The 26,978-nt window shown below is 71.1% G+C and carries 25 protein-coding genes; 17 read left to right on the top strand and 8 right to left on the bottom strand.

All coding sequences use genetic code 11. From position 1 onward, the window contains the following. Nucleotides 1-52: 52 nt before the first annotated feature. The 3 genes from ACFWSK_RS05995 to ACFWSK_RS05985 form a co-directional block, all read right to left on the bottom strand. Nucleotides 53-2,521 (bottom strand): Tex family protein, encoded by a 2,469-nt coding sequence (locus tag ACFWSK_RS05995; protein WP_383782453.1) that lies wholly within the window; start codon nt 2,519-2,521, stop codon nt 53-55. A 152-nt stretch (nt 2,522-2,673) separates the two neighbouring features. Further along, nucleotides 2,674-2,802: an LPFR motif small protein gene (locus tag ACFWSK_RS05990; RefSeq protein ID WP_362838937.1), complete on the bottom strand. Its 129-nt coding sequence runs from the start codon at nt 2,800-2,802 to the stop codon at nt 2,674-2,676. Nucleotides 2,803-2,874: 72 nt separating this feature from the next. Next, nucleotides 2,875-3,738: a hypothetical protein gene (locus ACFWSK_RS05985; protein ID WP_383782451.1), complete on the bottom strand. Its 864-nt coding sequence runs from the start codon at nt 3,736-3,738 to the stop codon at nt 2,875-2,877. 136 nt (nt 3,739-3,874) lie between these two features. Here ACFWSK_RS05985 and ACFWSK_RS05980 point away from each other — a divergent pair, with 136 nt between their 5' ends. Together ACFWSK_RS05980 and ACFWSK_RS05975 are read left to right on the top strand one after the other, a co-directional pair. Continuing rightward, entirely contained in the window at nt 3,875-4,837 is a 963-nt protein-coding gene (locus ACFWSK_RS05980) for a GlxA family transcriptional regulator (RefSeq protein WP_383782449.1), read from the top strand. Nucleotides 4,838-4,868: 31 nt separating this feature from the next. Next, the gene (locus ACFWSK_RS05975; protein WP_383782447.1) at nt 4,869-5,504 is read left to right on the top strand and encodes a DJ-1/PfpI family protein; all 636 of its coding nucleotides are present in this window, start codon (nt 4,869-4,871) and stop codon (nt 5,502-5,504) included. On the opposite strand, the gene ACFWSK_RS05970 is transcribed toward ACFWSK_RS05975, so the two are convergent. Further along, nucleotides 5,491-6,288, bottom strand: a complete 798-nt coding sequence (locus ACFWSK_RS05970) for an enoyl-CoA hydratase/isomerase family protein (protein WP_383782445.1) — start codon at nt 6,286-6,288, stop codon at nt 5,491-5,493. The genes ACFWSK_RS05975 and ACFWSK_RS05970 overlap by 14 nt on opposite strands. An 80-nt stretch (nt 6,289-6,368) precedes the next feature. On the opposite strand from ACFWSK_RS05970, the gene ACFWSK_RS05965 reads away from it, so the two are divergent. Both ACFWSK_RS05965 and ACFWSK_RS05960 read left to right on the top strand, forming a co-directional pair. Continuing rightward, a complete protein-coding gene (locus ACFWSK_RS05965) occupies nt 6,369-7,007 on the top strand; it encodes an HdeD family acid-resistance protein (RefSeq protein WP_383782443.1) in 639 nt (212 codons plus the stop codon). Nucleotides 7,008-7,143: 136 nt separating this feature from the next. Beyond that, nucleotides 7,144-7,599 carry an ATP-binding protein gene (locus ACFWSK_RS05960; RefSeq protein ID WP_383782441.1) on the top strand — a complete coding sequence of 152 codons (456 nt, stop codon included), beginning with the start codon at nt 7,144-7,146 and terminating at the stop codon, nt 7,597-7,599. Between the two features lie 21 nt (nt 7,600-7,620). On the opposite strand, the gene idi is transcribed toward ACFWSK_RS05960, so the two are convergent. The 4 genes from idi to galE all read right to left on the bottom strand — a co-directional run bounded on the left by idi (nt 7,621) and on the right by galE (nt 12,010). Continuing rightward, nucleotides 7,621-8,214 (bottom strand): isopentenyl-diphosphate Delta-isomerase, encoded by a 594-nt coding sequence (idi, locus tag ACFWSK_RS05955; RefSeq protein WP_383782439.1) that lies wholly within the window; start codon nt 8,212-8,214, stop codon nt 7,621-7,623. Nucleotides 8,215-8,382: 168 nt separating this feature from the next. Further along, nucleotides 8,383-9,651: a GNAT family N-acetyltransferase gene (locus ACFWSK_RS05950; protein WP_383782436.1), complete on the bottom strand. Its 1,269-nt coding sequence runs from the start codon at nt 9,649-9,651 to the stop codon at nt 8,383-8,385. A gap of 232 nt (nt 9,652-9,883) precedes the next feature. After that, complete coding sequence (locus tag ACFWSK_RS05945) at nt 9,884-10,825, bottom strand: cation diffusion facilitator family transporter (protein ID WP_383782434.1); 942 nt, start codon at nt 10,823-10,825, stop codon at nt 9,884-9,886. 201 nt (nt 10,826-11,026) lie between these two features. Next, nucleotides 11,027-12,010, bottom strand: a complete 984-nt coding sequence (gene galE / locus ACFWSK_RS05940) for a UDP-glucose 4-epimerase GalE (RefSeq protein ID WP_383782432.1) — start codon at nt 12,008-12,010, stop codon at nt 11,027-11,029. 378 nt (nt 12,011-12,388) lie between these two features. On the opposite strand from galE, the gene ACFWSK_RS05935 reads away from it, so the two are divergent. The 13 genes from ACFWSK_RS05935 to ACFWSK_RS05875 all read left to right on the top strand — a co-directional run bounded on the left by ACFWSK_RS05935 (nt 12,389) and on the right by ACFWSK_RS05875 (nt 26,974). Continuing rightward, nucleotides 12,389-14,071: a DUF5941 domain-containing protein gene (locus ACFWSK_RS05935; protein ID WP_383782611.1), complete on the top strand. Its 1,683-nt coding sequence runs from the start codon at nt 12,389-12,391 to the stop codon at nt 14,069-14,071. Next, nucleotides 14,068-14,805, top strand: a complete 738-nt coding sequence (locus ACFWSK_RS05930; protein ID WP_362838958.1) for a phosphocholine cytidylyltransferase family protein — start codon at nt 14,068-14,070, stop codon at nt 14,803-14,805. The genes ACFWSK_RS05935 and ACFWSK_RS05930 overlap by 4 nt, the downstream gene beginning before the upstream one ends. Continuing rightward, complete coding sequence (locus ACFWSK_RS05925; RefSeq protein WP_383782430.1) at nt 14,793-15,854, top strand: iron-containing alcohol dehydrogenase family protein; 1,062 nt, start codon at nt 14,793-14,795, stop codon at nt 15,852-15,854. Before ACFWSK_RS05930 ends, ACFWSK_RS05925 begins: the two co-directional genes overlap by 13 nt. Next, entirely contained in the window at nt 15,832-16,611 is a 780-nt protein-coding gene (locus ACFWSK_RS05920) for a CDP-alcohol phosphatidyltransferase family protein (RefSeq protein ID WP_383782428.1), read from the top strand. Before ACFWSK_RS05925 ends, ACFWSK_RS05920 begins: the two co-directional genes overlap by 23 nt. 8 nt (nt 16,612-16,619) lie before the next feature. Beyond that, the gene (locus tag ACFWSK_RS05915; RefSeq protein ID WP_383782426.1) at nt 16,620-17,492 is read left to right on the top strand and encodes a glycosyltransferase family 2 protein; all 873 of its coding nucleotides are present in this window, start codon (nt 16,620-16,622) and stop codon (nt 17,490-17,492) included. A gap of 107 nt (nt 17,493-17,599) precedes the next feature. Beyond that, nucleotides 17,600-18,529 carry an ABC transporter permease gene (locus ACFWSK_RS05910; protein ID WP_383782424.1) on the top strand — a complete coding sequence of 310 codons (930 nt, stop codon included), beginning with the start codon at nt 17,600-17,602 and terminating at the stop codon, nt 18,527-18,529. After that, complete coding sequence (locus ACFWSK_RS05905) at nt 18,522-19,307, top strand: ABC transporter ATP-binding protein (RefSeq protein WP_383782421.1); 786 nt, start codon at nt 18,522-18,524, stop codon at nt 19,305-19,307. The genes ACFWSK_RS05910 and ACFWSK_RS05905 overlap by 8 nt, the downstream gene beginning before the upstream one ends. Before the next feature lie 419 nt (nt 19,308-19,726). After that, complete coding sequence (gene hpnC, locus ACFWSK_RS05900) at nt 19,727-20,647, top strand: squalene synthase HpnC (RefSeq protein WP_383782419.1); 921 nt, start codon at nt 19,727-19,729, stop codon at nt 20,645-20,647. Nucleotides 20,648-20,676: 29 nt separating this feature from the next. Next, a complete protein-coding gene (gene hpnD, locus ACFWSK_RS05895; RefSeq protein ID WP_383782417.1) occupies nt 20,677-21,597 on the top strand; it encodes a presqualene diphosphate synthase HpnD in 921 nt (306 codons plus the stop codon). A gap of 139 nt (nt 21,598-21,736) precedes the next feature. Further along, nucleotides 21,737-23,125, top strand: a complete 1,389-nt coding sequence (hpnE, locus tag ACFWSK_RS05890; protein WP_383782414.1) for a hydroxysqualene dehydroxylase HpnE — start codon at nt 21,737-21,739, stop codon at nt 23,123-23,125. Continuing rightward, nucleotides 23,122-24,213 carry a polyprenyl synthetase family protein gene (locus ACFWSK_RS05885; protein ID WP_383782412.1) on the top strand — a complete coding sequence of 364 codons (1,092 nt, stop codon included), beginning with the start codon at nt 23,122-23,124 and terminating at the stop codon, nt 24,211-24,213. Before hpnE ends, ACFWSK_RS05885 begins: the two co-directional genes overlap by 4 nt. A 107-nt stretch (nt 24,214-24,320) precedes the next feature. Then, nucleotides 24,321-26,321, top strand: a complete 2,001-nt coding sequence (shc, locus tag ACFWSK_RS05880; RefSeq protein WP_383782410.1) for a squalene--hopene cyclase — start codon at nt 24,321-24,323, stop codon at nt 26,319-26,321. Continuing rightward, entirely contained in the window at nt 26,321-26,974 is a 654-nt protein-coding gene (locus ACFWSK_RS05875) for a 1-hydroxy-2-methyl-2-butenyl 4-diphosphate reductase (protein WP_383782408.1), read from the top strand. Before shc ends, ACFWSK_RS05875 begins: the two co-directional genes overlap by 1 nt. Nucleotides 26,975-26,978 lie beyond the last annotated feature (4 nt).

The following is a 26,978-nucleotide window of genomic DNA, read 5'->3' as shown; positions in this document are numbered from 1 at the left end:
GGGCGGGGGCAGCGCCGCGCAGCGGCCGCCCCCGCCCCATCCCGTTTCCCGCCTACCGCTTCTTGCCGCCCTGCTTGGGGTCCACCAGCCCCGCCCGCCGCAGCGCGTCCGCCATCGCACTGTTGCCGGGCGCGGCAGTCGGCGCCTGGCGTGCACCGCCGCCACCGCTGCCGCCCCGCCGGTCACGCCCCTGGCCGCCCTGGGCCGCCTGACCGCCGCCCTGGCTGCTGCCGCCGCCCTGACGAGGCCGGGGCGGCCGGCCGGTGCGCGCACCGCGCTCGCCGCCTTCGCCCCGCTCCCGCCTCTGGCCGCCGTCCTGCCCCGCCTGCCCGGCCGGTACCGCCTCGTCGTCCAGCCGCAGCGTCAAGGAGATCCGCTTGCGCGGAATGTCGACGTCCATGACCTTGACCTTGACGATGTCACCCGGCTTCACGACATCCCGCGGGTCCTTCACGAAGGTCCTGGACATCGCCGACACATGCACCAGACCGTCCTGGTGCACACCGATGTCCACGAACGCGCCGAACGCCGCCACGTTCGTGACGACTCCCTCCAGCACCATGCCGGACGCCAGATCGCCGATCTTCTCGACGCCGTCCTTGAAGGTGGCCGTCTTGAACGCCGGGCGCGGGTCACGCCCCGGCTTCTCCAGCTCCTTCAGGATGTCCGTGACCGTCGGCAGTCCGAACTTGTCGTTCACGAAGTCGTCGGCCCGCAGCGTCCGCAGCACTTCCGCGTTGCCGATCAGCGTCGCCACCTCGCTGCCCGCCGTCTTCACCATCGCCCGCACCACCGGGTACGCCTCGGGGTGCACGCTCGACGCGTCCAGCGGGTCGTCGCCGCCCCGGATGCGGAGGAAGCCCGCGCACTGCTCGTACGCCTTCGGGCCCAGCCGGGCGACGTCCTTCAGCGCCCGGCGCGAACGGAACGGCCCGTTGGTGTCCCGGTGCGCGACGATGTTCTCGGCGAGGCCGGAACCGATGCCGGACACCCGTGAAAGCAGCGGCGCGGAAGCGGTGTTGACGTCGACGCCGACCCCGTTCACACAGTCCTCGACGACCGCGTCCAGCGAGCGCGACAGCTTCACCTCGGACAGGTCGTGCTGGTACTGACCGACTCCGATCGACTTGGGGTCGATCTTCACCAGCTCGGCCAGCGGGTCCTGGAGGCGACGGGCGATCGAGACCGCTCCGCGCAACGACACGTCCATGTCGGGGAGTTCCTGCGAGGCGAAGGCGGACGCCGAGTACACCGAGGCGCCGGCCTCCGAGACCATCACCTTGGTGAGCTTCAACTCCGGGTGTTTCTCACACAGTTCACCGGCAAGCTTGTCGGTCTCGCGGGACGCCGTGCCGTTGCCGATCGCGATCAGATCGACGGAGTGCGCCTTCGCCAGCCGCTCCAGCTTGGCCAGCGACTCGTCCCACCGGTTGGCGGGGACGTGCGGGTGGATGACGTCGGTGGCCACCACCTTGCCGGTCGCGTCGACGACGGCGACCTTCACGCCCGTACGGAAGCCGGGGTCGAGCCCCAGCGTCGCCCGTGTCCCGGCCGGCGCGGCGAGCAGCAGATCCCGCAGGTTCGACGCGAAGACGCGTACCGCCTCGTCCTCCGCCGCCGTACGCAGCCGCAGCCGCAGGTCGATCCCGAGGTGGACCAGAATCCTGGTCCGCCAGGCCCAGCGCACGGTGTCGCCGAGCCACTTGTCGCCCGGGCGCCCGCGGTCGTTGACGCCGAAGCGCCGGGCGATCATGTTCTCGTACGCCGAAGGGCCCGGCCGTTCCGCCGCCTCGGGCTCCTCCGGTTCCAGTACGAGGTCGAGCACGTCCTCCTTCTCGCCCCGCAGCATGGCCAGCACGCGGTGCGAGGGCAGTGCGGTGAACGGCTCCGTGAAGTCGAAGTAGTCGGCGAACTTCGCGCCGGCCTCCTCCTTGCCGTCCCGGACCTTCGCCGTGAGGCGTCCGCGCGACCACATGCGCTCCCGCAGCTCGCCCGTGAGGTCGGCGTCCTCGGAGAACCGTTCGGCGAGAATGGCGCGGGCGCCGTCCAGCGCCGCCGCCCCGTCCGCCACGCCCTTGTCCGCGTCGACGAACGCGGCGGCCGCCACGAGCGGATCGACCGACGGGTCGCCGAGCAGCCCGTCCGCCAGCGGTCCGAGCCCCGCCTCGCGGGCGATCTGTGCCTTCGTCCGGCGCTTCGGCTTGAACGGGAGGTAGATGTCCTCCAGCCGTGCCTTGGTGTCGGCGGCCCGGATCCGAGCCTCCAGCGCCTCGTCGAGCTTGCCCTGCTCGCGTACGGATTCGAGGATCGCCGCACGGCGGTCCTCCAGCTCCCGCAGATAGCGCAGCCGTTCCTCGAGCGTGCGCAGCTGCGCGTCGTCGAGCATCTCGGTGGCTTCCTTGCGGTAGCGCGCGATGAACGGCACGGTCGACCCGCCGTCCAGCAGCTCGACGGCCGCCTTCACCTGACGCTCACGTACGCCGAGCTCCTCGGCGATCCTGCCTTCGATGGACGTCGTCACGGTTTTCCCGACTCGCCTTCCCGTACTGGCTGTGCTGGCTGTGTGCCACGGAGTGGTCCACAGCCGGGGTGGTCCCCTTCGCCTGCATTGTGCCGGGTGGGCGGGTGCCGTGTCGCGTGACCTCGTCGGATGCCGCGCCGCGGACCGTTCACTCAGGCGCGCCGGGTCCGGCCGCCGCGCGACGCGCCGCCGAAGAGCTTTGCCACCAGCCGGAAGGGGAGCGTCACCACAGTGGCCACCGCCGAGCCGATGGTGCGGAAGATGTCTGCGATCGTGCGCATGGTGTTCTCCTTCGTCGCGGTGTGTTGTGTGTTCTGCGCCTGACCCCCGCCGCGGTTCGTAAACGTCCCGGCTCAGCCCTTTCCGACGAGGTCGTCCGGGAACGCTCCGGTGGACGCCGCCGCGAACAGGTAGCCGCGCCCGAGCTCGGTCAGCCGCTCGACGCCCTCCGCGCCCAGGTGTTCGTACGGCGCGGCGTCCATCCGGTCCGTCGCCTCCTCCAGGCCGGCCCGCAGCGCCACGCCCGCCTCCGTCAACTCGCCCTCGCCGTCCAGGAGCCCGCGTACGCGCAGCCGCTCGGCCGCCGCGTCCCAGTCGGCGCGGCGCCAGCCGCGGGTGGCGAGGATCCAGCGCGGAGCCATGCCCTTGCCGGTCGCGGTGTGGCTGACCATGGCCTCGACCGGGTCGAGACCGGCGGCGATGAGCGCGGCGAGATGGGCGTCGCCGCGGTGTTCACGCAGGAGGGTCGCCGCGTGCCAGTACGCCAGGTGCGGCTCGTCGGGGACCGGCAGATCGGCGTGGGCGGCGTACAGCGGCCGGGCGTGGCGGGTGCAGCCCTCGGTGGCGCGCAGCGCCAGCTGTGCGGCCTCGGCGAGCTCGGCCGATGCGATCGTCTCCTCGCCGAGCAGCCGGCGGAGCGTCGAGTCGGCCGCGCGCAGACGGGCGTCGAGAACCGCCTGCGGGGAGGCGACGGACCACACGGCGGGCAGATGGCGGGCCACCAGCTCGTGGTTGAAGTTGTAGAAGGTCGCGCTGACGGTGCCCGCTCCGACCGCGCCCATCGCGGCGCTGCGCGCGGCGAAGTAGGCGGCGTTGGAGTCGTCGATGCCCAGCCCGCCCATCTCCTTCCCGAGGTCGGGGGAGAAGTAGACGGTGGAGTGCAGCGGGTTGAGGGCGTTGTGACAGCGGCGTCCGGCGCGGGGAGGAAGAGTACTCATGCCCCGCACGTTACCGACTGGTCGGTACGTCACGGAAGCCGTACGGCGGGGGATTCCAGTGGGCGCACCGCCCATGGCAGGAAAGGTGGGGTACTCGTCATTGCGGCCATCGGCCGGGCCGCCCAGGATGAGCGGCATGAAGCAGCGATCCGTACTCGTCGTCCTCTTCGACGGCGTCCAGAGCCTCGATGTCAGCGGCCCGATGGAGGTCTTCGCCGGTGCCTCGCGGTTCCCCGGGGCCACGTACGAGCTGCGCACCGCCTCCCTGGACGGAGCTCCGGTCCGCAGCACCAGCGGACTCACCCTCGTCCCCGACAGCGCACTCGCCGACGCCCGGCCGCCCCATACGCTCCTCGTCCCCGGCGGCCAGGGCACGCGCGCCCCCGACCCCGCACTGGTCGACTGGCTCCGCGACCGCGCCCCGCACGCCGACCGGCTCGTCTCCGTCTGCACCGGCGCACTGCTGCTCGCCGGGGCGGGGCTGCTGGACGGCCACCGCGTCACGACGCACTGGGCGGTCTGCGAGCACCTCGCCCGCACGTATCCGGCCGTCGAGGTCGACCCGGACCCGATCTTCGTCCGGGACGGAAAGCTGGCCACCTCCGCCGGTGTCACCGCGGGCATCGATCTCGCCCTCGCGCTCGTCGAGGAGGACCACGGCCGCGACGTGGCGCTCACCGTGGCCCGTCATCTCGTCGTGTTCCTGCGGCGGCCGGGCAGCCAGGCCCAGTTCAGCGCCCAGCTCACCGCGCAGACGGCCCGCCGTGAGCCCCTGAAGGACGTCCAGCACTGGATCAGCGAGCACCCCGAGGACGACCTCTGCGTGGAGGCGCTCGCCGCGCGGGCCGGGCTCTCGCCCCGGCACTTCGCCCGCGCCTTCCAGGCGGAGACCGGCATGACACCGGGTCGCTTCGTCGACCGCGTACGCCTCGAACAGGCCCGCCGACTGCTGGAGGACACCACGGACGGGGTCGCCCGGATCTCGCGGTCCAGCGGCTACGGCACCCCCGAGGCGATGCGCCGCGCCTTCGTCAGGGCACTCGGCACCGCGCCCGCCGAATACCGGCGCCGCTTCCGCCCCTCCCACCCCGCGCCCTGACCCACAGGACGCCGAACCCCAAGGAGTCATCGTGCAGATCGCCCTCGTGCTCTTCGACCGTTTCACCGCACTGGACGCCGTAGGCCCGTACGAAATGCTGAGCCGGACCCCTGGTGCCGAGACCGTCTTCGTCGGCGAGCGGACCGGACCCGTCCGCAACGACAGCGGAAGCCTCTCGCTCGTCGCCGACCGGACGCTCGCCGACGTGCCGTCACCGGACGTGGTGATCGTGCCGGGCGGCCCCGGCCAGAGCGACCAGATGGAGAACGAGGCGCTGCTCGGCTGGCTGCGCTCGGCCGACGCCACGAGCACCTGGACGACCTCCGTGTGCAGCGGTTCGCTCCTGCTGGCGGCGGCCGGACTGCTGACCGGCCGCCGTGCCACCTCGCACTGGCTCGCCCTCGACAGCCTGAAGGCTTACGGCGTCGAGCCGACCGGCGAACGCGTCGTCACCGACGGCAAGTACGTGACGGCCGCGGGTGTCTCGTCCGGCATCGACATGGGCCTGACGCTACTCGGCCGGATCGCGGGCGACGAGCACGCCCAGGCGGTGCAGCTCCTGACGGAGTACGACCCGCAGCCGCCCTACGACTGCGGATCGCCGGCCAAGGCCCCGGCGGCCCTGGTCGAGGAGTTCCGCACGAGGAACCGCTTCATCCCCCGGTAGTCGCGCCGTCCACGGGCCCCGTCGTCCAGGTGAAGACGGGCGCGCGCCGCTCCAGGAAGGCGGCGACCCCCTCCGCGGTGTCGCCGCTGCGGCGCGCCTGATCCGCCCAGTACGGGTCCCGGTCCTCGCGCCCCGAGGCGAATTCCTTCGCCGCCGCCTGCGTCAGCTGCGAACGGGAAGCGAGGACGCGTACGAAGGCATCGACCCGCTTGTCCAGCTCCCCGGACGGCAGCACCTCGTCGACCAGCCCGGTGCGCAGCGCCCGGTCCGTACCGATCAGCTCGCCCGAGAACAGCAGGAACTTCGCCGTGGCCGGTCCCACCAGATCGACCAGGCGCCGGGTGGACGACGAGGGATAGACGATGCCGAGCTTGGCCGGGGTGATCCCGAAGGAGGCTCCCTCCTCGGCGAACCGCAGATCACAGGCGGCCGCCAGCTGGCTGCCGCCCCCCACGCAGAAGCCGCGTACGGCGGCGAGCGTCGGCCGGGGGAAGGCGGCCAGCGCCTCCTCGGCCCGCACCGCGAGGGTCTGCGGGCTGCCGTCCGGTTCCTGGAGGGAGGACCGGAGCGAGGAGATGTCAGCGCCCGCGCAGAAGGTGTCACCCGCCCCCGTCAGTACGAGCGCGCGCACCGTGCGGTCGGCGGCCAGTCGCTCCAGCAGGGCGGGCAGCGCCTGCCACATCCGCGCCGTCATGGCATTGCGCTTGGCGGGGTTGCTGATGACGACGGTGGCTATGCCGTCCACCACGGTGTGCATCAGCCCGGGCTGATCCGTACGGTCCATGCGCCGGATGCTATCCGGACCGTTCGAACCTATGATCAAGAAGGGGTCGCGAAGCCGACACGCACGGTGAGGAGCTGTCGATGGCCGGTCCCGCAGCCGAGGGCAAGAAGCTCAGCCGCAGTTTCAGCCGGCTGGTCCTGCTCGGCGTTCTGCTCGTCATCGCGGGTCTGGTGGGTCTCGTCTACACGGGCGTGGCCACCCTGACCTCGATGCTCCTCTTCGGCTGGCTGCTGCTGATCGGGGGCCTCGTCGGACTGCTCCACGCGATCCAGTCCAGGGGCACCGGCTTCTTCTGGCTCGGTGTGGTGGTCGCCGCGCTGAACATCGCCGCCGGAGTCGTGGTGATCCGTCACCCGGAGGGCACCGCCGAGGCCCTGACCATGTTCGCCGCGCTGCTCTTCCTCACCGGTGGCGTCTTCCGTCTGGTGGGCAGCGTCGTCGTACGCGGCCCGCAGTTCGGCTGGACGCTGCTGCAGGGCGCGTTCGGTCTGCTGCTCGGTCTGCTGGTGCTCTTCGACTGGCCGCACAGCAGCCTCTACGTGCTGGGCTGCTTCTTCTCGCTCGCGCTGCTGTTCGACGGTCTCGGCCTGATCGCGTTCGGCCTCGGCGGTCGGCACATCGTCGGTATGGTCTCGGACCAGAGGGCGTCGGAGAAAAAGCTCGACGAGCCTGCCACGGGCAAGGCATCAGAAGGCCACCAGAAGCGGTCCAACAACTGACGCTGTCATACTCACTCTGATCAAATGTCGTCGATAAGTGACTATTTGTGATCAGTGGTAGGGAGCGGACCAGGCGGTTCCCAACACTCTTTACTCGACGGTCAGTGATGTGCGAGTCGAGAGCGGGTACCCGATTATGGAGAGCCTCGGGAGTGTCCCGGCCCATACCGTGTCGTACGAGGGGGTGTGGCGTTTCACCGCCCCCGCGGTGGACGTCTCGGTGCCCCGGGCGCGGCACGCCGTCCGGGATCTGGTGAACCGCCAAGGTGTGCCCGTCGAGGACGACATCCTCCAGGGCCTGCTGCTGATCGTCTCGGAACTGGTCACCAACGCGGTGAAGCACGCGGTCCTGCTCTCGCCCGAGCTCGCGGTCGAGGTGGCCATCGGCGCCGACTGGATCAGAGTCTCGGTCGAGGACAACCATCCGTACCGCCCCACCGCCCTGGAGACCGACTACGCCCAGACGGGCGGCCGGGGTCTGCTGCTGGTCCGGGAGGTCACCGCGGAGGCGGGAGGCACCTGCGACGTGGAGCACACCGCGAGCGGCGGGAAGATCATCTGGGCGGCGCTGCCGTTGAAGACGCAGCTCTGACCGCCCCGTACGACCGCGGCGTCACCAGCCCGCGGACGGCCCCGTCAGCTCTCTGATCGCCGGCCGCGCGGCGTCCAGCACGGTCATGAACCACGCCGAGAACGGTGCCTGGGCATGACGCTCGGCCAGCTCCCGCGCGGTCACGAAGGCCGTCTCGCCGACCTCCTCCGCATCCGGCTTCAGCTGCTCCTGGGCCATGCCCACGAAGAGATGGTTGAACTCCTGCTCCACCAGGCCCGATGCCGGGTCCGGGTGGTTGTAGCGGACCGTGCCCGCCGCGGCGAGCAGCGAGGGAGAGATCCCCAGCTCCTCGAACGTACGCCGGGCGGCGGCGGCGAAGGGCGCCTCGCCCGGATAGGGGTGGCCGCAGCAGGTGTTCGACCAGACGCCGGGGGAGTGGTACTTGCCGAGTGCGCGGCGCTGGAGCAGGAGCCGGCCCTGCTCGTCGAAGAGGAACACGGAGAACGCCCGGTGCAGCTGACCGGGCGCCTGATGGGCAGCGAGCTTCTCCGCGGTGCCGATGGTGGTGCCGCTCTCGTCGACCAGTTCGAGCATGATCGCTTCTGCAGTGCCATTCGACGAACTGTGCGCCGCGGTGGCTGGTGTGGTCGGCATACCCATCCTTCGCATTGGTCCCCGGCCCCGTGCGCCGGGCCCCTGGAGTCCGGTCAAGTCTGCCGCACAAAAGCCGCTTGTCAGTACTTCGGCTCCGGGCATGTCCCCCCGCCGCGCCGTCGCGGCGCGGCGGGGGGCCCGGACCCGGCCGGAAGCGGAACGCGAGGCTCAGACTCCGAAGGCCGCCGGGTACTGGATCATGCCCGTCGGCACCGGCAGGGAATCGTCGAGGACCAGGGCCATCATCGCCTCGTCGGGCACCTCGAAGCCGGGCCGGATACCGAACCGCGACGCGGGCACGAAGCCGAACGCCGGGTAGTACTCCGGATGACCGAGAACCAGAACCAGTGGCTCGCCCCGCAGCCGGGCCGCGTCCAGCGCCGCCCGCACCACCGCCCGGCCCGCGCCCTGCCGCTGGTGCGCGGGGGCGGTGGCCACCGGGGCCAGCGCGAGCGCCGGGGCGCCCCCGACCCGGCACCGGGTCAGCAGGGCGTACGCGGCCACGGAACCGTCCGGCGCCTCCGCGACGTACGACAGGCCCGGCAGCCACGCCTCGGGGTCGTCCCGCAGCGCGTCGACGAGACGGGCCTCGTCGGGCGTCGGGAACGCCGCCGCGTTCACGGCGTGCACGGCGGCCCGGTCCGCTTCCGTCTCCGGCCGGGCCGGCCAACGCGGATCGGCCGGGCGCAGCACATAGCCGGCATAGCCGTACTCCGCGCCGTGCTCGCGCCGCATGGCCAGCTCCTCACGGGTGGACGCGAGCGCCCATTCCATACCGGGAGCCGAGGGATCGGCGGCGGCCACGTGCTCGGCGAGCGGGACGTAGTACTCGTCCCAGTCGCTGTCGGGCTGCACCAGCACCCCGAGCACGTGGCACCCGGCAGCGACGGCCGCCGCCGTGTTCGCGGCCACCGGACGCAGTGAACCGTGCCGCTCCCAGAAGGCGCGGGCCTCGTCGGTGGGGGCGTCCGTCGTCCAGACGCATTCGGTGATCACCAGCGAGCCGCCCGGGGCGAGCAGCCGCTGCCAGTCACGCAGCGCGGTGTCGAAACCGATGATGTACGCGGAACCCTCGGCCCAGATCAGATCGAACGATCCGTCCGGGAAGTCGGGACCGGTGAGGTCGGCCATGTCGGCCCTGACCGTACGGATACGGTCGCCGAGCCCCCGGGACTCGGCGGCCTCGCGCAGTTCGTCGAGGAACGGCTCGTGCAGATCGACGGCCGTCACCTCGGCGCCCGCCTCCGCCGCGAGCAGCAGAGCGGCCCGGCCGGGGCCGCAGCCCAGGTCGAGGACGCGCGGACGGGCCGGCTGCGGACCCGCGAGAGCGAGCAGCCGCCGGGTGGTGGCATCGGAGCCTGGGCTCTGCCGGGGAAGGTGGTGGTGCAGGGAGAAGAACGCCTCGTGACGTACGGCGGCGTCGGAGTGGTCGGTCAACGTGGGAAACCCTTGTGTACGAGGGCTCCGGCCAACGCGGCGACGGTGAGTCGGAAGCTAGCCGAGAACCCTGTGGATGAGGAAGGACCGCGTGCTGCGCCGGGCAGCAGTCGCCGTGACCGTCATCAACCTCAACTCCTCATCCGTACAGGGTGTCGCACCACGGGAAGACCCGCAGAACTCGGGGAACCCTAGCACTGGACGCCCGCCGCGTCACCGGCCGTCCACGGCTTCAGAGGCAGAGTTTCGCCTCGTGCTCGGCATGCCCCGCCGGTTCCAGCTGGAAGGTGCAGTGCTCCACGTCGAAGTGGTCGCCGAGGCAGCCCTGGAGCTCGTGGAGCAGCTTCTCGTGCCCTATCGAGTCCAGCACCTCCTGGCTGACCACGACATGTGCGGAGAGGACCGGCATTCCCGAAGTGATCGTCCAGGCGTGCAGATCGTGGACGTCCAGCACCCCCGGCAGCGCCGTGATGTGCGCCCGGACCTCGCCCATGTCGACGCCCTTGGGGGCCGCCTCCAGCAGCACGTTCAGGGTCTCCCGCAGCAGTTTGACCGTACGGGGAACGATCATGAGGCCGATCACCAGCGAGGCGATCGGGTCGGCGGCCTGCCAGCCGGTGGCCATGATGATGCCCGCCGCCACCAGGACGGTGACGGAGCCGAGCGTGTCCGCCAGCACCTCCAGATAGGCGCCCCGCACATTGAGGCTGTCCTTCTGCCCGCGCATCAGGAGGGACAGGGAGACCAGGTTGGCGACCATGCCCACGGCGGCGAAGGCGATGGCGAGTCCGCCCTTGGTCTCGGCCGGCGTGATGAAGCGGTCGACCGCCTCGAAGACCAGATAGCCGCCGACGCCGAGCAGCAGCAGACAGTTGGCCAGCGCGGCAAGGATCTCGGCGCGGGCGAAGCCGAAGGTCCGGTTGAGTCCGGCCGGCCGGTTGGCGAAGTGGATGGCGAGCAGGGCCATGCCGAGCCCCAGCGCGTCGGTCGCCATGTGGGCGGCGTCCGCGATCAGGGCCAGCGAGTCGGAGAGCACACCGCCGATGATCTCCAGGACCATGACGCCGAGCGTGATCCCGAGGGCGATCCGCAGTCGTCCCTTGTACGCGGCGGCCGCCGTACCCGAGGGGGGCGGCCCGCCGTGCGTGTGCCCGTGGTCGTGGCCAGCCCCCATGAAAACCCCTCCGGTCCGGTGGAACGACATGGGCGTGGTCCGCCCGATGGAAGCCAGTCAACTACGGGTGGGGGGTATCGGGCAACACGGCACTGAACACCGTTGTCATATGCTCTGACCTGCGGAAACGTTCGCAGGTCAGAGCGTTGTGGTGTCGCGTACGGTGCGCGGAGCGAGTCACGTGCACGGGCATGCGTACGGTCAGATGACGCGTGCCTCCGGGTGGCGCAGGCACCAGCCCTCCCAGGCCGACTCCACCATCTCGCGCACCCCGCGACGGGCGCTCCAACCCAGTTCGTCCGACATCCGGGCGGCCGAGGCGACGGCCCTGGCCGCGTCACCGGCCCGGCGCGGCTCGACGACGGGTTCCACCGGACGGCCGGTGACCTCGCCCACCATGTCGGCCAGCTCGCGCACCGAGACGCCTTCGCCCCGGCCCACGTTCACCGTGAGATCCCCGGCGCCCGTCCCCTCGCCGAGCTTCCGGGCGACCGCGAGGTGCGCGTCGGCGAGGTCGGCGACGTGGATGTAGTCCCGGACACAGGTGCCGTCCGGCGTCGGATAGTCGTCGCCGAAGATCCGGGGGGCCTCTCCGCGCGTGAGCCGGTCGAAGAACATCGGGACGACGTTGAAGACGCCGGTGTCCACCAGCCCGGGCTCTGCCGTGCCCGCCACGTTGAAGTAGCGCAGGCAGGCGGTGGACAGGGAGTGCGCCCGGCCCGTCGCGCGCACCAGCCATTCGCCGGCGAGCTTCGTCTCACCGTACGGATTGATGGGGGCGCACGGGGTGTCCTCGGTGATGAGATCCACATCGGGCACGCCGTAGACGGCGGCGGAAGAGGAGAAGAGGAAGCGCCGCACCCCGGCGGCGACGACGGCTTCGAGCAGTACGGTCAGCCCCGTCACGTTCTCCCGGTAGTAGAGCAGCGGCCGCTCCACGGATTCGCCGACCTGCTTCTTCGCCGCGAGATGCACCACACCGGTCACCGCGTGCCCGGCGAGCACCCGGTCGAGCAGTGCGCGGTCCGAGGCCGAGCCCCGCACCAGCGGGATGTCCGCGGGCAGCCGCCCCGGCATGCCCGTGGAGATGTCGTCGAGCACGACGACCCGTTCCCCGGCCGAGGCCATGGCCTTCGCCACATGCGCCCCGATGTAACCCGCTCCGCCCGTAATCAACCACGTCATGGGCGCCAGCCTAGGCGCTGCCCCCACCGCGGTTTGTGGGCCGAGGTGTTGATCGACGATGATGATCGCGAACGGCGCCGGATAGTGCCCGACCGTCCCGAACGGGGCTTGAACGGGCGGTGAACTCGGCCTTCCGTTCATCCGATAGCCTCAGCCGACGCGCCGCGGGCCCACCTCCGGGCCGCACAGTCGCGCGCCGTTTCCGTCAGCGCCAAGGAGTGAGTTCGTCTGTCGACCGCCATCCTCACCGGTGCGCCGGTACCCGGATCGTCGCTCGAGGACGATCTGCGGTCACTGGGCTTTGACGTACGGGCCGCCACCGACGCCACCGAGGCCGCCGAACTGCTCGCCGCGGTTCCCGCCGGCGGCCGCGTCGCGCTGGTCGACCCCCGGTTCGTCGGTCACGTCCACGCCCTCCGGCTCGGACTGACCGACCCCCGGTTCGCCGCCGCCACCGTGCCCGGCGCGCTCACCGCGCAGCCCGAGGCCCGGGCGGCACTGGTGCGCGCCCTGAACAGGACCGTGGCCGCTGTCGGCGCGGGCAGCCCCGTCGGGCCCCCGCCCGCCGACCCGGACGCCGAGGACCGTACGGTGCCCGGCCGTCTCGCGGTGGCCCTGGAGACCGAGGGCACCCCGGTGCAGCGCCCCGAACTCGGTTCGCTCACCGCGGCCGTCCCCACCGGGCCCGAGGCACGGGCCGCCGCCCAGGGAGCCGTCGCCGCCGTCGACGACGAGGCGGTACGGCTGCGCAGTGCGGTGAAGGCCCACGACGGTTTCGTCACCACCTTCTTCATCAGCCCCTACTCCCGCTACATCGCCCGCTGGTGCGCGCGGCGCGGATTCACCCCGAACCAGGTCACCACCGCCTCGCTGATCACCGCGCTGATCGCGGCGGGCAGCGCGGCGACGGGCACCCGCGGCGGCTACATCGCCGCCGGAGTGCTGCTGCTCCTCTCCTTCGTCCTGGACTGCACGGACGGGCAGCTCGCCCGCTACTCGTTGCAGTACTCGACGATGGGCGCCTGGCTGGACGCCACGTTCGACCGGGCCAAGGAGTACGCGTACTACGCCGGCCTCGCACTCGGAGCGGCCCGCGGCGGCGACGACGTATGGGTCCTCGCCCTCGGCGCGATGGTGCTCCAGGCATGCCGCCACATCGTCGACTTCTCGTTCAACGAGGCCAATCACGACGCGGTCTCCAACACGAGCCCCACGGCGGCCCTCTCCGACCGGCTCGACAGCGTCGGCTGGACGGTCTGGCTGCGCCGGATGATAGTGCTGCCGATCGGCGAGCGCTGGGCCATGATCGCCGTGCTGACCGCGGTGACCAGCCCCCGGATCGTCTTCTACGCCCTGCTCGTCGGCTGCTCCCTGGCCGCCTGCTACACCACCGCCGGCCGCCTGCTGCGCTCGCTGACCCGCAAGGCGCGGCGCACCGACCGGGCCGCCCGGGCGCTCGCGGACCTCGCGGACTCCGGCCCGCTCGCCCGGGCCGTCGCCGCCGTGATCCCGCGTCCGCCCGGAGGCTTCACCGCCCCGCTGGTCGCGCTCACCGGCGCTGCGGTGATCATCGCGGCGGCCCTCTTCCTGCCGTACGGAAGCCCTCTGACCGTGGCCGCGGCCGCGCTCTACGCGGTCCTCTCCGGCATCGCGGTGGCGCGACCGCTCAAGGGCGCTCTCGACTGGCTCGTACCCCCGGTCTTCAGGGCCGCGGAGTACTGCACGGTGCTCGTGCTGGCGGCCCGCAGCGACGTCCCGCATGCCGTTCCCGCGGCTTTCGGACTGGTCTCGGCCGTCGCCTACCATCACTACGACACGGTGTACCGCATTCGCGGCGGCACCGGCGCGCCGCCCCAGTGGCTGGTGCGGACGATCGGTGGACACGAGGGCCGGACCGTTGTGGTGGCCGTGTTCGCCGCCGTACTGACTCAGCATTCAGGTTTCACCACGGCTCTCACCGCACTCGCGGTGGCCGTGGCTCTGGTGGTGCTCGTGGAGTCCATCCGCTTCTGGGTGTCCTCCTCGGCCCCCGCCGTACACGACGAAGGAGAACTCGCATGATCGGCCTCGTACTGGCAGCCGGTGCAGGACGACGTCTGCGCCCCTACACGGACACGCTGCCCAAGGCGCTCGTCCCTGTCGACGGTGACACGACGGTCCTCGACCTCACGCTCGCCAACTTCGCCGAGGTCGGACTCACCGAGGTCGCGATCGTGGTCGGCTACCGCAAGGAAGCCGTCTACGCACGCAAGGCGGAACTCGAGGCGAAGTACGGCGTGACGCTCACCCTGATCGACAACGACAAGGCCGAGGAGTGGAACAACGCCTACTCCCTGTGGTGCGCGCGTGAGGTCCTGAAGCAGGGCGTCATCCTCGCCAACGGCGACACCGTGCACCCGGTCTCCGTCGAGAAGACCCTCCTGGACGCCCGCGGCAAGGGCCAGAAGATCATCCTCGCCCTCGACACGGTGAAGAACCTCGCCGACGAGGAGATGAAGGTCATCACGGAGGGCGACAAGGGCGTCCGCCGGATCACCAAGCTGATGGACCCGGCCACCGCGACCGGCGAGTACATCGGTGTCACGCTGATCGAGCCCGAGGCCGCCGAGGAGCTCGCCGACGCGCTGAAGACCACGTTCGAGCGCGACCCGGACCTCTACTACGAGGACGGCTACCAGGAGCTCGTGAACCGCGGCTTCACCGTCGACGTGGCCCCCATCGGCGAAGTGACGTGGGTCGAGATCGACAACCACGAGGACCTCGCGAAGGGCCGGGAGATCGCGTGCCAGTACTGACCCGGCTCATTCCGTCCCCGGTCGTCGTCGACATCAGCCGGGGGGCGATAGGAGACCTCGCCGGCCTCCTCGCCGACCAGCGGATCTCCTCCTCCGGCAAGCTCGCCTTCGCCGTCAGCGACGGCTCGGGACAGAAGCTCCGGGAGAAGCTGTCGCCCCTCCTTCCGGGCGCCGACTGGTACTCGGTGTCGGACGGCACCATCGACTCCGCGGTGAAGCTCGCCGACGGCATCAAGGGCAAGCGGTACGACGCCGTGGTCGGCCTCGGCGGGGGCAAGATCCTCGACGTGACGAAGTACGCCGCGGCCCGGGTCGGTCTGCCGATGGTGGCCGTCGCGACGAACCTCTCCCACGACGGCATCTGTTCCCCGGTGTCCACCCTGGACAACGACAACGGACGTGGCTCCTACGGAGTCCCCACGCCCATCGCCATGGTCATCGACCTCGATGTGATCCGTGCGGCCCCGGCCCGCTTCGTCCGGTCCGGCATCGGCGACGCGATCTCCAACATCTCCGCGATCGCCGACTGGGAGCTCTCGCGCCAGGTCACCGGCGAAGCGGTCGACGGACTGGCCGCCGCCATGGCCCGTACCGCGGGCGAAGCCGTGCTCCGCCACCCCGGTGGCGTCGGCGACGACGAGTTCCTCACGGTTCTCGCCGAAGGGCTCGTCCTCTCCGGCATCGCGATGTCGATCAGCGGTGACACCCGCCCCTCGTCGGGCGCCTGCCACGAGATCAGCCACGCCTTCGACCTGCTGTTCCCGAAGCGCGCGGCGAGCCACGGCGAGCAGGTCGGCCTCGGCGCCGCCTTCGCGATGCATCTGCGCGGGGCGGTCGAGGAGTCCGGTCTCTTCGCCGACGTGCTGCGCAGGCACGGGCTGCCCGTACTGCCGCACGAGATCGGCTTCAGCGCCGACGAGTTCGTGCAGGCCGTCGAGTACGCCCCCCAGACGCGGCCGGGACGCTTCACCATCCTGGAACACCTCAACCTCTCCACCGACCAGATCAAGGACGCATACGCCGACTATGCAAAAGCCATCGGTAGCTGAGCTCCGACCGGTCGTCCACCCCCCGGGTGTGAAGGACCGGCGCAGCGGCGAGCACTGGGCCGGCCGTCTCTACATGCGCGAGGTCTCCCTGCGCATCGACCGGCATCTGGTGAACACCAGGGTCACGCCCAACCAGCTGACCTACGTGATGACCGTCGCGGGCGCACTCGCCGCTCCGGCGCTGCTCGTCCCGGGCATCACGGGCGCCCTGCTCGGCGTGCTGATGGTCCAGCTCTATCTGCTGCTCGACTGCGTCGACGGCGAAGTGGCCCGCTGGAAGAAGCAGTACTCGCTCGCCGGGGTCTACCTGGACCGGGTCGCCGCCTATCTGTGCGACGCCGCGGTCCTGGTCGGCTTCGGTCTGCGCGCCGCCGACCTGTGGGGCGAGGGGCGGATCGACTGGCTGTGGGCCTTCCTGGGCACCCTGGCCGCGCTCGGAGCGATCCTGATCAAGGCCGAGACCGACCTCGTCGGCGTCGCCCGTCATCAGGGCGGGATGCCGCCGGTGCAGGAATCCGCGTCCGAGCCGCGCTCCTCCGGAATGGCGCTGGCCCGCAGGGCCGCCGCCGCGCTGAAGTTCCACCGGCTGGTCCTCGGGGTCGAGGCGTCCCTGCTGATCCTGGCCGCGGCGATCGCGGACAGCATCAGGGGCGACCTGTTCTTCACGCGCCTGGGCGTCGCGGTCCTGGCCGGGATCGCGCTCCTGCAGACACTGCTCCACCTGGTGTCCGTGCTCGCGTCCAGCAGGCTGAAGTGAGCCTTCCCATGAAACTCGGCGCAGTCATCATCACGATGGGGAACCGGCCCGCCGAGTTGCGTGCCCTCCTCGATTCGGTCGCCAAGCAGGACGGCGACCGGATCGAGGTGGTGGTCGTCGGCAACGGAGCCCCCGTCCCGGACGTGCCCGCAGGGGTACGGACGGTGGAACTCCCGGAGAACCTGGGCATCCCCGGCGGCCGCAATGTCGGCATCGAGGCGTTCGGCCCGTCCGGCGCCGACGTCGACGCCCTGCTGTTCCTCGACGACGACGGCCTCCTCCCGAACACCGACACGGCCGAGCTCTGCCGGCAGGCGTTCGCCGCGGACGACAAGCTGGGCATCGTCACCTTCCGGATCGCCGACCCGGACACCGGAGTCACCCAGCGCCGGCACGTGCCCCGGCTCCGCGCGTCCGATCCGATGCGCTCGTCCCGGGTGACGACCTTCCTCGGTGGCGCCAACGCCGTACGCACACAGGTCCTCGCCGAGGTCGGCGGGCTGCCGGACGACTTCTTCTACGCCCACGAGGAGACCGATCTGGCCTGGCGGGCCCTGAATGCCGGCTGGATGATCGACTACCGCGCGGACATGGTGCTCAACCATCCGACCACCGCTCCTTCGCGGCACGCCGTATATCACCGTATGGTTGCCCGCAACAGGGTCTGGCTGGCACGCCGCAACCTTCCCGCGCCCCTGGTTCCCGTCTACGTCGGTGTCTGGCTGCTGCTGACCCTCGTCCGCAGGCCGTCCGGTCCCGCACTCAAGGCATGGTTCGGCGGTTTCCGGGAAGGCTGGGCAAAGCCCTGCGGACCTCGGCGTCCGATGAAGTGGCGTACGGTGTGGCGGCTGACCAGACTGGGCCGCCCTCCCGTGATCTGAGAAGCTCGCCTCTGAGAGCATGAGGCGTACTTTTTCTTTTCCGGGACCTGTCCGCCTGAGCCGCGCCCGCGACTGGCTGCGCATCTTGAAGACGAGAGTTTCAACTTGTGAGTGACACAACCCATGACGGCTCGGTCGCGTTGAGCGCCCAGCCGTCCGCCGACGAGGGCCTCAGCGCGGCCCAGGTGGCCGACAAGTACGGCCTGACGGTGAGCGGCGCCCGGCCGGGGCTTACCCAGTACATCCGGCAGCTCTGGGGCCGGCGCCACTTCATCATGGCGTTCTCCAGGGCGAAGCTGACGGCGCAGTACAGCCAGGCCAAGCTCGGCCAGCTGTGGCAGGTGGCGACACCGCTGCTGAACGCCCTCGTCTACTACTTGATCTTCGGGCTGATCCTGGGGACCAGGAAGGGGATGAGCCAGGAGGTCTTCATCCCGTTCCTGGTAACCGGCGTCTTCGTGTTCACCTTCACGCAGAGCTCGGTCATGGCGGGAGTCCGCTCCATCTCGGGCAACCTCGGGCTGGTCCGGGCGCTGCACTTCCCGCGCGCCTCCCTGCCCATCTCCTTCTCGCTCCAGCAGCTCCAGCAGCTGATGTTCTCGATGATCGTGCTGGTCGCCGTGGCCGTGGGCTTCGGCAGCTATCCGACGCTCTCCTGGCTGCTGGTCCTGCCCGCGCTGTTCCTGCAGTTCTTCTTCAACACGGGTCTGGCGCTCGCCATGGCCAGACTGGGCAGCAAGACGCCCGACCTGGCCCAGCTGATGCCGTTCGTGATGCGGACGTGGATGTACGCGTCGGGTGTCATGTTCTCCATCCCGGTGATGCTCGCGGACAAGCCGCAGTGGATCGCCGACGTGCTCCAGTACAACCCGGCGGCCATCTACATGGACCTGGTGCGCTTCGCGCTCATCGACGGTTACGGCTCCGAGAACCTGCCGCAGCACGTCTGGGCCGTCGGGCTCGCCTGGGCGCTCTTCGTGGGCGTCGCGGGCTTCGTGTACTTCTGGAAGGCAGAGGAACGGTACGGCCGTGGCTGAGGACAAGATCCAGGGGAAGATCCCCACCGTCATCGCCGACGACGTGCACATCGTGTACCGCGTCAACGGTGCGGCCGGGGGCAAGGGCAGCGCCACCGCGGCACTGAGCCGGATGGTGCGCCGCGGCAAGGGCGAGTCGCGCGGCGTCCGCAAGGTCCACGCCGTACGCGGTGTCACCTTCACCGCCTACCGGGGCGAGGCCATCGGCCTCATCGGCACCAACGGTTCCGGCAAGTCGACGCTGCTCCGGGCCATCGCAGGACTCCTTCCGACGGAGCACGGCAAGGTCTACACCGACGGCCAGCCCTCGCTGCTCGGCGTGAACGCGGCGCTGATGAGCGATCTGACCGGTGAGCGCAACGTCGTCCTCGGTGGTCTGGCCATGGGGATGAGCCGCGAGGAGATCCGCTCGCGCTACGACGAGATCGTCGAGTTCTCCGGGATCAACGAGAAGGGCGACTTCATCACGCTGCCGATGCGGACGTACTCCTCCGGTATGGCCGCCCGGCTGCGCTTCTCGATCGCCGCCGCCAAGAACCACGATGTCCTCATGATCGACGAGGCGCTGGCCACCGGTGACCGCAAGTTCCGCATCCGTTCCGAGGAGCGGATCCGCGAACTGCGCAAGGAGGCGGGCACCGTCTTCCTCGTCAGCCACAACAACAAGTCGATCAGGGACACCTGCGACCGCGTGCTGTGGCTGGAGAAGGGCGAACTCCTGATGGACGGACCCACCGAAGAGGTACTGAAGGCGTACGAGCGGGAGACGAGCAAGTAGTCGTTCGCCGTTCCTGTGGCCTCCGCCCGAGCACGCCCGGGCGGAGGCCACAGCGGTGCGTGGGGCCGGTGCGCGGAGCGCGGTACGGCCCGGGGCCGGTCTCCTCCCGCCGGATGACGTCAATTGCCCTGGCGCAGGGGAGGGTTGGCTGGGATCGCAGCATTCTTGTAACGCGCGGAACACCCCGCCGGGGCCGTGTGAGCTGTACAACGTAAGCTGTACCGGTGCTGATTCGTGGCAAGTGGGGCGATACGGCCCAGGGCTGGCGGCCCTGCGGCTCCCCCGCACTGGGGAGAGCGAGCGGCGTGTCCGAAAAGGGATGTTTTGGGTCAGCAGTGTAGAACGGGAGATGTGACGGCAATGACGGAAAATCTCCAGCTCCGACGTGGTCTCGCCGTCCCCGCGCCGGGCGGTACGCAGTGACCCGTACCCATCAGGCACGTCCCGACGCGGCGGCGACCGGCACGCTCGGCAAGGCCGCGGACGAGAACTTCCCCGTGGCCCCGTTCTTTCTGCCCCGGGCCTGGCGCGACGATCTGATGGCCGTCTACGGATTCGCCCGCCTCGTCGACGACATCGGTGACGGCGACCTCGCCCCCGGCGGCACCGACGCCCGCCACCTGGGCCTCGAGCCGGCGCAGACCGACGACCGGCTGGCCATGCTCGACGCCCTCGAAGCCGACCTGCACCGTGTCTTCACCACCACCGGTGACGGCCCGCACCACCCCCTGCTGCGCGCACTGCGCCCCACCGTGCGCCACTGCGCGCTCACCCCGGAGCCCTTCCTCGGGCTCGTCGAGGCCAACCGGCAGGACCAGAGGGTCCGCCGCTACGGGACGTACGGAGAACTGCTCGCCTACTGCGAGCTCTCCGCCAACCCCGTCGGCCGGCTGGTCCTCCAGATCACCGGCACCGCAAGCCCCGAGCGCATCCGCCGCTCCGACGACGTCTGCACGGCCCTGCAGATCGTCGAGCACCTCCAGGACGTCGCCGAGGACCTGGGACGCGACCGGATCTACCTGCCGGCCGAGGACATGGCCCGTTTCCACGTCGGCGAATCCGACCTGGCCGCACCGTCCGGGGGCGCATCGGTGCGCAGCCTCGTCGCGTACGAGGCCGAACGCGCTCGTGATCTGTTGAATGAAGGCACCCCACTCGTGGGTAGCGTCGACGGCAGACTCAAGCTGCTGCTCGCCGGATTCGTCGCCGGAGGGCGCGCCGCCCTCACCGCGATCGGGGCCGCCGGGTTCGACGTGCTGCCCGGACCGCCCAAAGCCACCACGCCCAGCTTGCTGCGCGAAGTGGGAGTTGTCTTGCGAAGAGCGCGTAGAGAGGGGTGAGCCCGACCGTGGAGGGACAGACGACGTACATGTCGGCACCGGTACAGGCCGCATACAGTTACTGCGAGGCCGTCACCGGACAGCAGGCCCGTAACTTCGCCTACGGCATCAGGCTGCTGCCGTACGAGAAGCGCCAGGCCATGTCGGCGCTGTACGCCTTCTCCCGTCGGGTCGACGACATCGGCGACGGTGAGCTGGCCCCGGAGATCAAGCGGACCCGGCTGGAGAGCACCCGGGAACTGCTCGACCGGATCAGGGGCGGTGCGGTCGACGAGGACGACACCGACCCGGTCGCCGTCGCGCTCGCCGATGCCGCCCGGCGCTTCCCCCTGCCCCTCGGTGGGCTCGACGAGCTCATCGACGGCGTGCTGATGGACGTGCGCGGCGCGACGTACGAGACCTGGGACGACCTCAAGACGTACTGCCGGTGTGTCGCGGGTGCCATCGGCCGTCTCAGCCTGGGCGTTTTCGGTACGGAACCGGGCACATCCGGCGCCGACCGCGCCGCCGGGTACGCCGACACCCTCGGCCTCGCCCTCCAGCTCACCAACATCCTGCGCGACGTCCGCGAGGACGCCGCCAACGGCCGCACGTACCTGCCCGCCGATGACCTGGCCAAATTCGGCTGCTCCGCCGGATTCCAACGGGCCACCCCGCCGCCCGGCTCCGACTTCGCCGGCCTGGTGCACTTCGAAGTACGGCGCGCCCGCGCCCTGTTCGCCGAGGGGTACCGGCTGCTGCCGATGCTCGACCGCCGCAGCGGGGCGTGCGTGGCCGCGATGGCCGGGATCTACCGCCGGCTCCTCGACAGGATCGAGCGCGACCCCGAGGCCGTGCTGCGCGGCCGGGTCTCGCTGCCGGGACACGAGAAGGCGTACGTGGCGGTGCGCGGCCTGTCCGGCCTCGACGCGCGCCACATCTCGCGCCTCACAGCGAGGGGACGGGCCTGATGCCTTCCACCGGCCGCACCCCGTGGTGCCGCGAAGCGGAAACGGCCCCCGGTGTCGGACCGCGGGCAACCTTCCAGTGGCCTGTCGCGTCCCTGACTGCGACGATCTGGGTGGCGGAGAACCGGCGAGAGGGGGACGCATGAGCGACGAGAGCCTGCGCTCATCGCGTGCGGTGGTCGTCGGCGGCGGCCTCGCCGGCATCACGACGGCCCTGCGCCTCGCGGACGCCGGCGTCGGTGTGACCCTGCTCGAAGGACGGCCCCGGCTCGGCGGACTCGCCTTCTCCTTCCGCCGCGGAGAGCTCAGCGTCGACAACGGCCAGCACGTCTACCTGCGCTGCTGCACGGGCTACCGGTGGTTCCTCGACCGGATCGGCGGTGCCCGTCTCGCCCCGCTCCAGGACCGCCTCGACGTACCCGTTCTGGACGTGGGGCGCGCCGCGGGGCCGCGCCTCGGCAGGCTGCGCCGTAACGGCCTCCCCGTACCCCTGCACCTGGCGGCGGGACTCGCCGCCTACCCGCACCTCTCGCTGGCCGAGAAGGCGAGCGTCGGGCGGGCCGCACTCGCGCTCGGCCGTCTCGACCCGGCCGACCCGGCACTCGACGGCATCGACTTCGGGACCTGGCTCGGCCGGCACGGGCAGTCGCCCCGCACCATCGAGGCCCTGTGGGACCTCGTCGGCGTGGCCACGCTCAACGCCACCGCCGAGAACGCCTCCATGGCGCTGGCCGCCATGGTCTTCAAGACGGGGCTGCTCTCCGAGCCCGGCGCCGCCGACATCGGCTGGGCGGCCGTGCCGCTCGGCGAGCTCCACGACACCCTGGCCCGCAAGGCGCTCGACTCCGCCGGTGTGCGCACGGAGCTGCGGACACGGGTCGAGTCCCTGGCCCGTACCGAGGACGGCCGCTGGGCCGTCGAGACGGACAGCGAGCGGATCGAGGCGGAGACCGTCGTCCTCGCCGTCCCCCAGGGCGAGACCCACGGCCTGCTGCCCGAGGGCGCGCTGCACGACCCGGACCGGCTGCTCGACATCGGCACCGCGCCCATTCTGAACGTGCACGTGATCTACGACCGCAAGGTGCTGCGCAGGCCCTTCTTCGCCGCACTCGGATCGCCGGTGCAATGGGTGTTCGACCGCACCGAATCCTCCGGACTCCAGGGAGGCGGGCAGTACCTCGCGGTGTCCCAGTCGGCGGCCCAGGACGAGATCGACCTGCCCGTCGCCGAGCTGCGCAGGCGCTATCTGCCCGAGCTGGAGCGGCTTCTTCCGGCCGCCCGCGGGGCAGGCGTCCGCGACTTCTTCGTCACCCGGGAACGCACCGCGACGTTCGCTCCCACCCCCGGCGTCGGCCGGCTCCGGCCGGGCACCCGTACCAGCGCACCCGGCCTCCACCTGGCCGGCGCATGGACCGCAACCGGCTGGCCCGCGACGATGGAGGGCGCGGTGCGCAGCGGTTTCAGCGCTGCGGACGCCGCCCTCGGCGCTCTCGGCCGCCCCCATGAACACCCGCTGCAGGAGGCGGCATGAGCAGTGCCACCGGAACAAGAGGAGAGTCAGTGACCCCGGCGAATCCGGCTATCGACACCGCGGACGTCACCGCGCTTCTGGAGCGGGGACGGGCCATGTCAGCGCCGGTGCTGCGGGCTGCCGTGGACCGGCTCGCGCCGCCCATGGACACCGTCGCCGCCTACCACTTCGGCTGGATCGACGCCCAGGGCCGCCCCGCCGACGGTGACGGAGGCAAGGCGGTGCGCCCCGCGCTCGCCCTGCTGTCCGCCGAGGCGGCGGGTGCCCCGGCCGAGACCGGTCTGCCCGGTGCCGTGGCCGTCGAGCTCGTGCACAACTTCTCGCTGCTGCACGACGACCTGATGGACGGTGACGAGCAGCGCCGCCACCGGGACACCGTGTGGAAGGTGCACGGCCCGGCCCAGGCGATCCTCGTCGGCGACGCGCTGTTCGCGCTGGCCAACGAGATCCTGCTGGAGCTCGGCACCGTCGAGGCGGGCCGGGCGGCCCGCCGGCTGACCACGGCCTCCCGCAAGCTGATCGACGGCCAGGCCCAGGACATCTCCTACGAGCACCGCGAGCGGGTCACCGTCGAGGAGTGCCTGGAGATGGAGGGCAACAAGACGGGTGCCCTGCTCGCCTGCGCCGTCTCCATCGGCGCCGTCCTCGGCGGGGCCGACGACCGGACCGCCGACACGCTGGAGGCGTACGGCTACCACCTCGGCCTGGCCTTCCAGGCCGTCGACGACCTGCTCGGCATCTGGGGCGACCCGGAGGCGACCGGCAAGCAGACGTGGAGCGATCTGCGCCAGCGCAAGAAGTCCCTGCCGGTCGTGGCCGCGCTCGCCGCGGGCGGACCGGCCTCGGAGCGACTCGGCGAGCTGCTCGCCGCCGACGCGAAGAGCACCGACTTCGACAGCTTCTCCGAAGAGGAGTTCGCCGCCCGCGCGGCGCTCATCGAGGAGGCGGGCGGCCGGGAGTGGACCGCCCAGGAAGCCCGTCGGCAGCACGCGGTCGCCATCGAGGCACTGCACGGTGTCGACATGCCCGCGCAGGTGCGGGCGCAGCTCACCGCGCTCGCCGACTTCGTAGTCGTACGAAAGAGATGATGACCATTCGCTCCATATGACTCGCAGTCGCCGGCCGGCGCCCGGACCGGGGGCCGGCCGACGGAGACCCCAGCACAGCAGAGGACCAACTGCACGAAGGGGAAGCCATGACAGCGACGACCGACGGAAGCACCGGAGCCGCGAACCTCCGCGCAGCCTCGGCCAGCGAACCGACCGACACAACCATCGCCGCGGACGACGTTCTCGCCGCCGCGCGGCGGGCCGCGGAACGCTCGGTGGAGCACCTCCTCGGCAGGCAGGACGAGCAGGGCTGGTGGAAGGGCGACCTCGCCACCAACGTCACCATGGACGCCGAGGACCTGCTGCTGCGGCAGTTCCTCGGGATTCAGGACCCCGCCACGGTCGAGGCCACCGCCCGCTTCATCCGGGGCGAACAGCTCGGCGACGGCACCTGGGCGACCTTCTACGAAGGGCCCGGCGACCTCTCCGCCACCATCGAGGCGTACGTGGCACTGCGGCTGGCCGGAGACCGGCCGGAGGACCCGCACATGGCCCGGGCGGCCGGCTGGGTCCGGGAACAGGGCGGCATCGCCGGCGCCCGCGTCTTCACCAGGATCTGGCTCGCCCTCTTCGGCTGGTGGAAGTGGGACGATCTGCCGGAACTGCCACCCGAGTTGATGTTCTTCCCCAAGTGGGTTCCGCTCAACATCTATGACTTCGGCTGCTGGGCCCGGCAGACCATCGTTCCGCTCACCATCGTCTCGGCCAAGCGCCCGGTACGCCCCGCCCCCTTCGCCCTGGACGAGCTGCACACCGACCCGGACTGCCCCAACCCTCCCAAACCGCGTGCTCCGACGGTGAGTTGGGACGGAGTCTTCCAACGGCTCGACAAGGCGATGCACCTGTATCACAAGGTCGCACCGCGCAAGCTGCGGCGCATCGCCATGAACGCGGCGGCCCGGTGGATCATCGAGCGCCAGGAGAACGACGGCTGCTGGGGCGGAATCCAGCCGCCCGCCGTCTACTCCGTGATCGCCCTGCACCTGCTCGGCTTCGACCTCGACCACCCGGTCATGCGGGCCGGACTCGCTTCGCTCGACCGGTTCGTCGTCCGGCGCGAGGACGGCGCCCGCATGATCGAGGCGTGTCAGTCCCCGGTCTGGGACACCTGCCTCGCGACCATCGCTCTTGCCGACGCCGGGCTCCGCCCCGACCACCCGGCCCTCGTGAAAGCCGCCGACTGGATGCTCGGCGAGGAGATCGTCAGGCCCGGCGACTGGTCGGTGCGCAAGCCCGAACTGGCCCCGGGCGGCTGGGCGTTCGAGTTCCACAACGACAACTACCCCGATATCGACGACACCGCCGAGGTCGTCCTCGCGCTCCGCCGGGTCCGCCATCCCGACCCCGCGCGCGTCGAAGGCGCCATCGAGCGGGGCGTGCGCTGGAACCTGGGGATGCAGTCGCGCAACGGGGCCTGGGGGGCCTTCGACGCGGACAACACCAGCCCGTTTCCCAACCGGCTTCCGTTCTGCGACTTCGGCGAGGTCATCGACCCGCCGTCCGCCGACGTCACCGGCCACGTCGTGGAGATGCTGGCCGTCGAAGGCATGTCCCACCACCCCGGCACCCGGCGGGGAATCGAGTGGCTGCTCGCCGAACAGGAGGCGAGCGGCGCCTGGTTCGGGCGCTGGGGCGTCAACTACATCTACGGCACCGGGTCGGTGGTGCCCGCGCTGATCGCCGCGGGGCTCCCCGCACACCACCCCGCCGTCCGGCGCGCCGTGAGCTGGCTGGAGTCCGTCCAGAACGACGACGGCGGCTGGGGGGAGGACCTGCGCTCCTACCAGGAGGAGAAGTGGATCGGGCACGGCTCCTCGACCGCGTCCCAGACGGCCTGGGCGCTCCTCGCGCTCCTCGCCGCGGGGGAGCGTGACGGCAGGGCCGTGGAGCGGGGCGTGACCTGGCTGGCGGAGGCCCAGCAGCCGGACGGCTCCTGGGACGAGCCGTACTTCACCGGGACCGGATTCCCCTGGGACTTCTCCATCAACTACCACCTCTACCGGCAGGTCTTCCCGCTCACCGCGCTCGGCAGGTATGTGCACGGCGACCCGTTCGCCGACCGCGTCCCCGTCCGTAAGGGGGCCTGATGGGCCATACGCAGGGGCCGCCCCGCCCCGCGAGCCCGCTCCTGATCGCCTGCGCGCTCTCCATCGAGCACCTCGCGCTGCGCAGCGGCAGGGGCGGCGGGTCCTCCGGCCCGGTGACCGTCATCAGGACCGGAATGGGTCCGAAGGCCGCGGAGGCGGCCGTCGGGCGGGCCCTCGGGCTGGAGCGGGCCACCGGCGCCGCGGTCATCGCCTCCGGCTTCTGCGCGGGCCTGGCCCCGGGGATGCACCCCGGCGACCTGGTGGTGGCCGAGGAGACCCGGGACACCGGCGGCCGGTCGGCCTGCACGGGCACGGACGTCCTCGTCGACGCCCTGTCCAGGGCGGTGCCCGGCCGTACCGTCCACACCGGTCCGCTGACCGGGTCCGACCATGTCGTACGCGGACCCGAGAGGGCCCGGCTGAGGGCCACGGGAGCCATCGCGGTGGACATGGAGTCCGCCGCCACGCTGCGTACCGCCCTGCGCGAGGGGCCACGCCCGGTTGCGGCCGTACGGGTGGTCGTGGACGCTCCGGAGCACGAGCTCGTCCGTATCGGCACAGTTCGCGGTGGAATATCGGCTTTCCGTGTTCTTCGTGCTGTCCTGCCGGCTTTCCATGAATGGCACCGATCTTTGCTGCTCCCCAGGAGGTGAGCCC

The organism is Streptomyces sp. NPDC058620 (assembly GCF_042717135.1).
Lineage (GTDB): Bacteria > Actinomycetota > Actinomycetes > Streptomycetales > Streptomycetaceae > Streptomyces.
The sequence above is the reverse complement of the archived record's forward strand: the minus strand, read 5'-3'. Positions and strand labels throughout refer to the sequence as shown.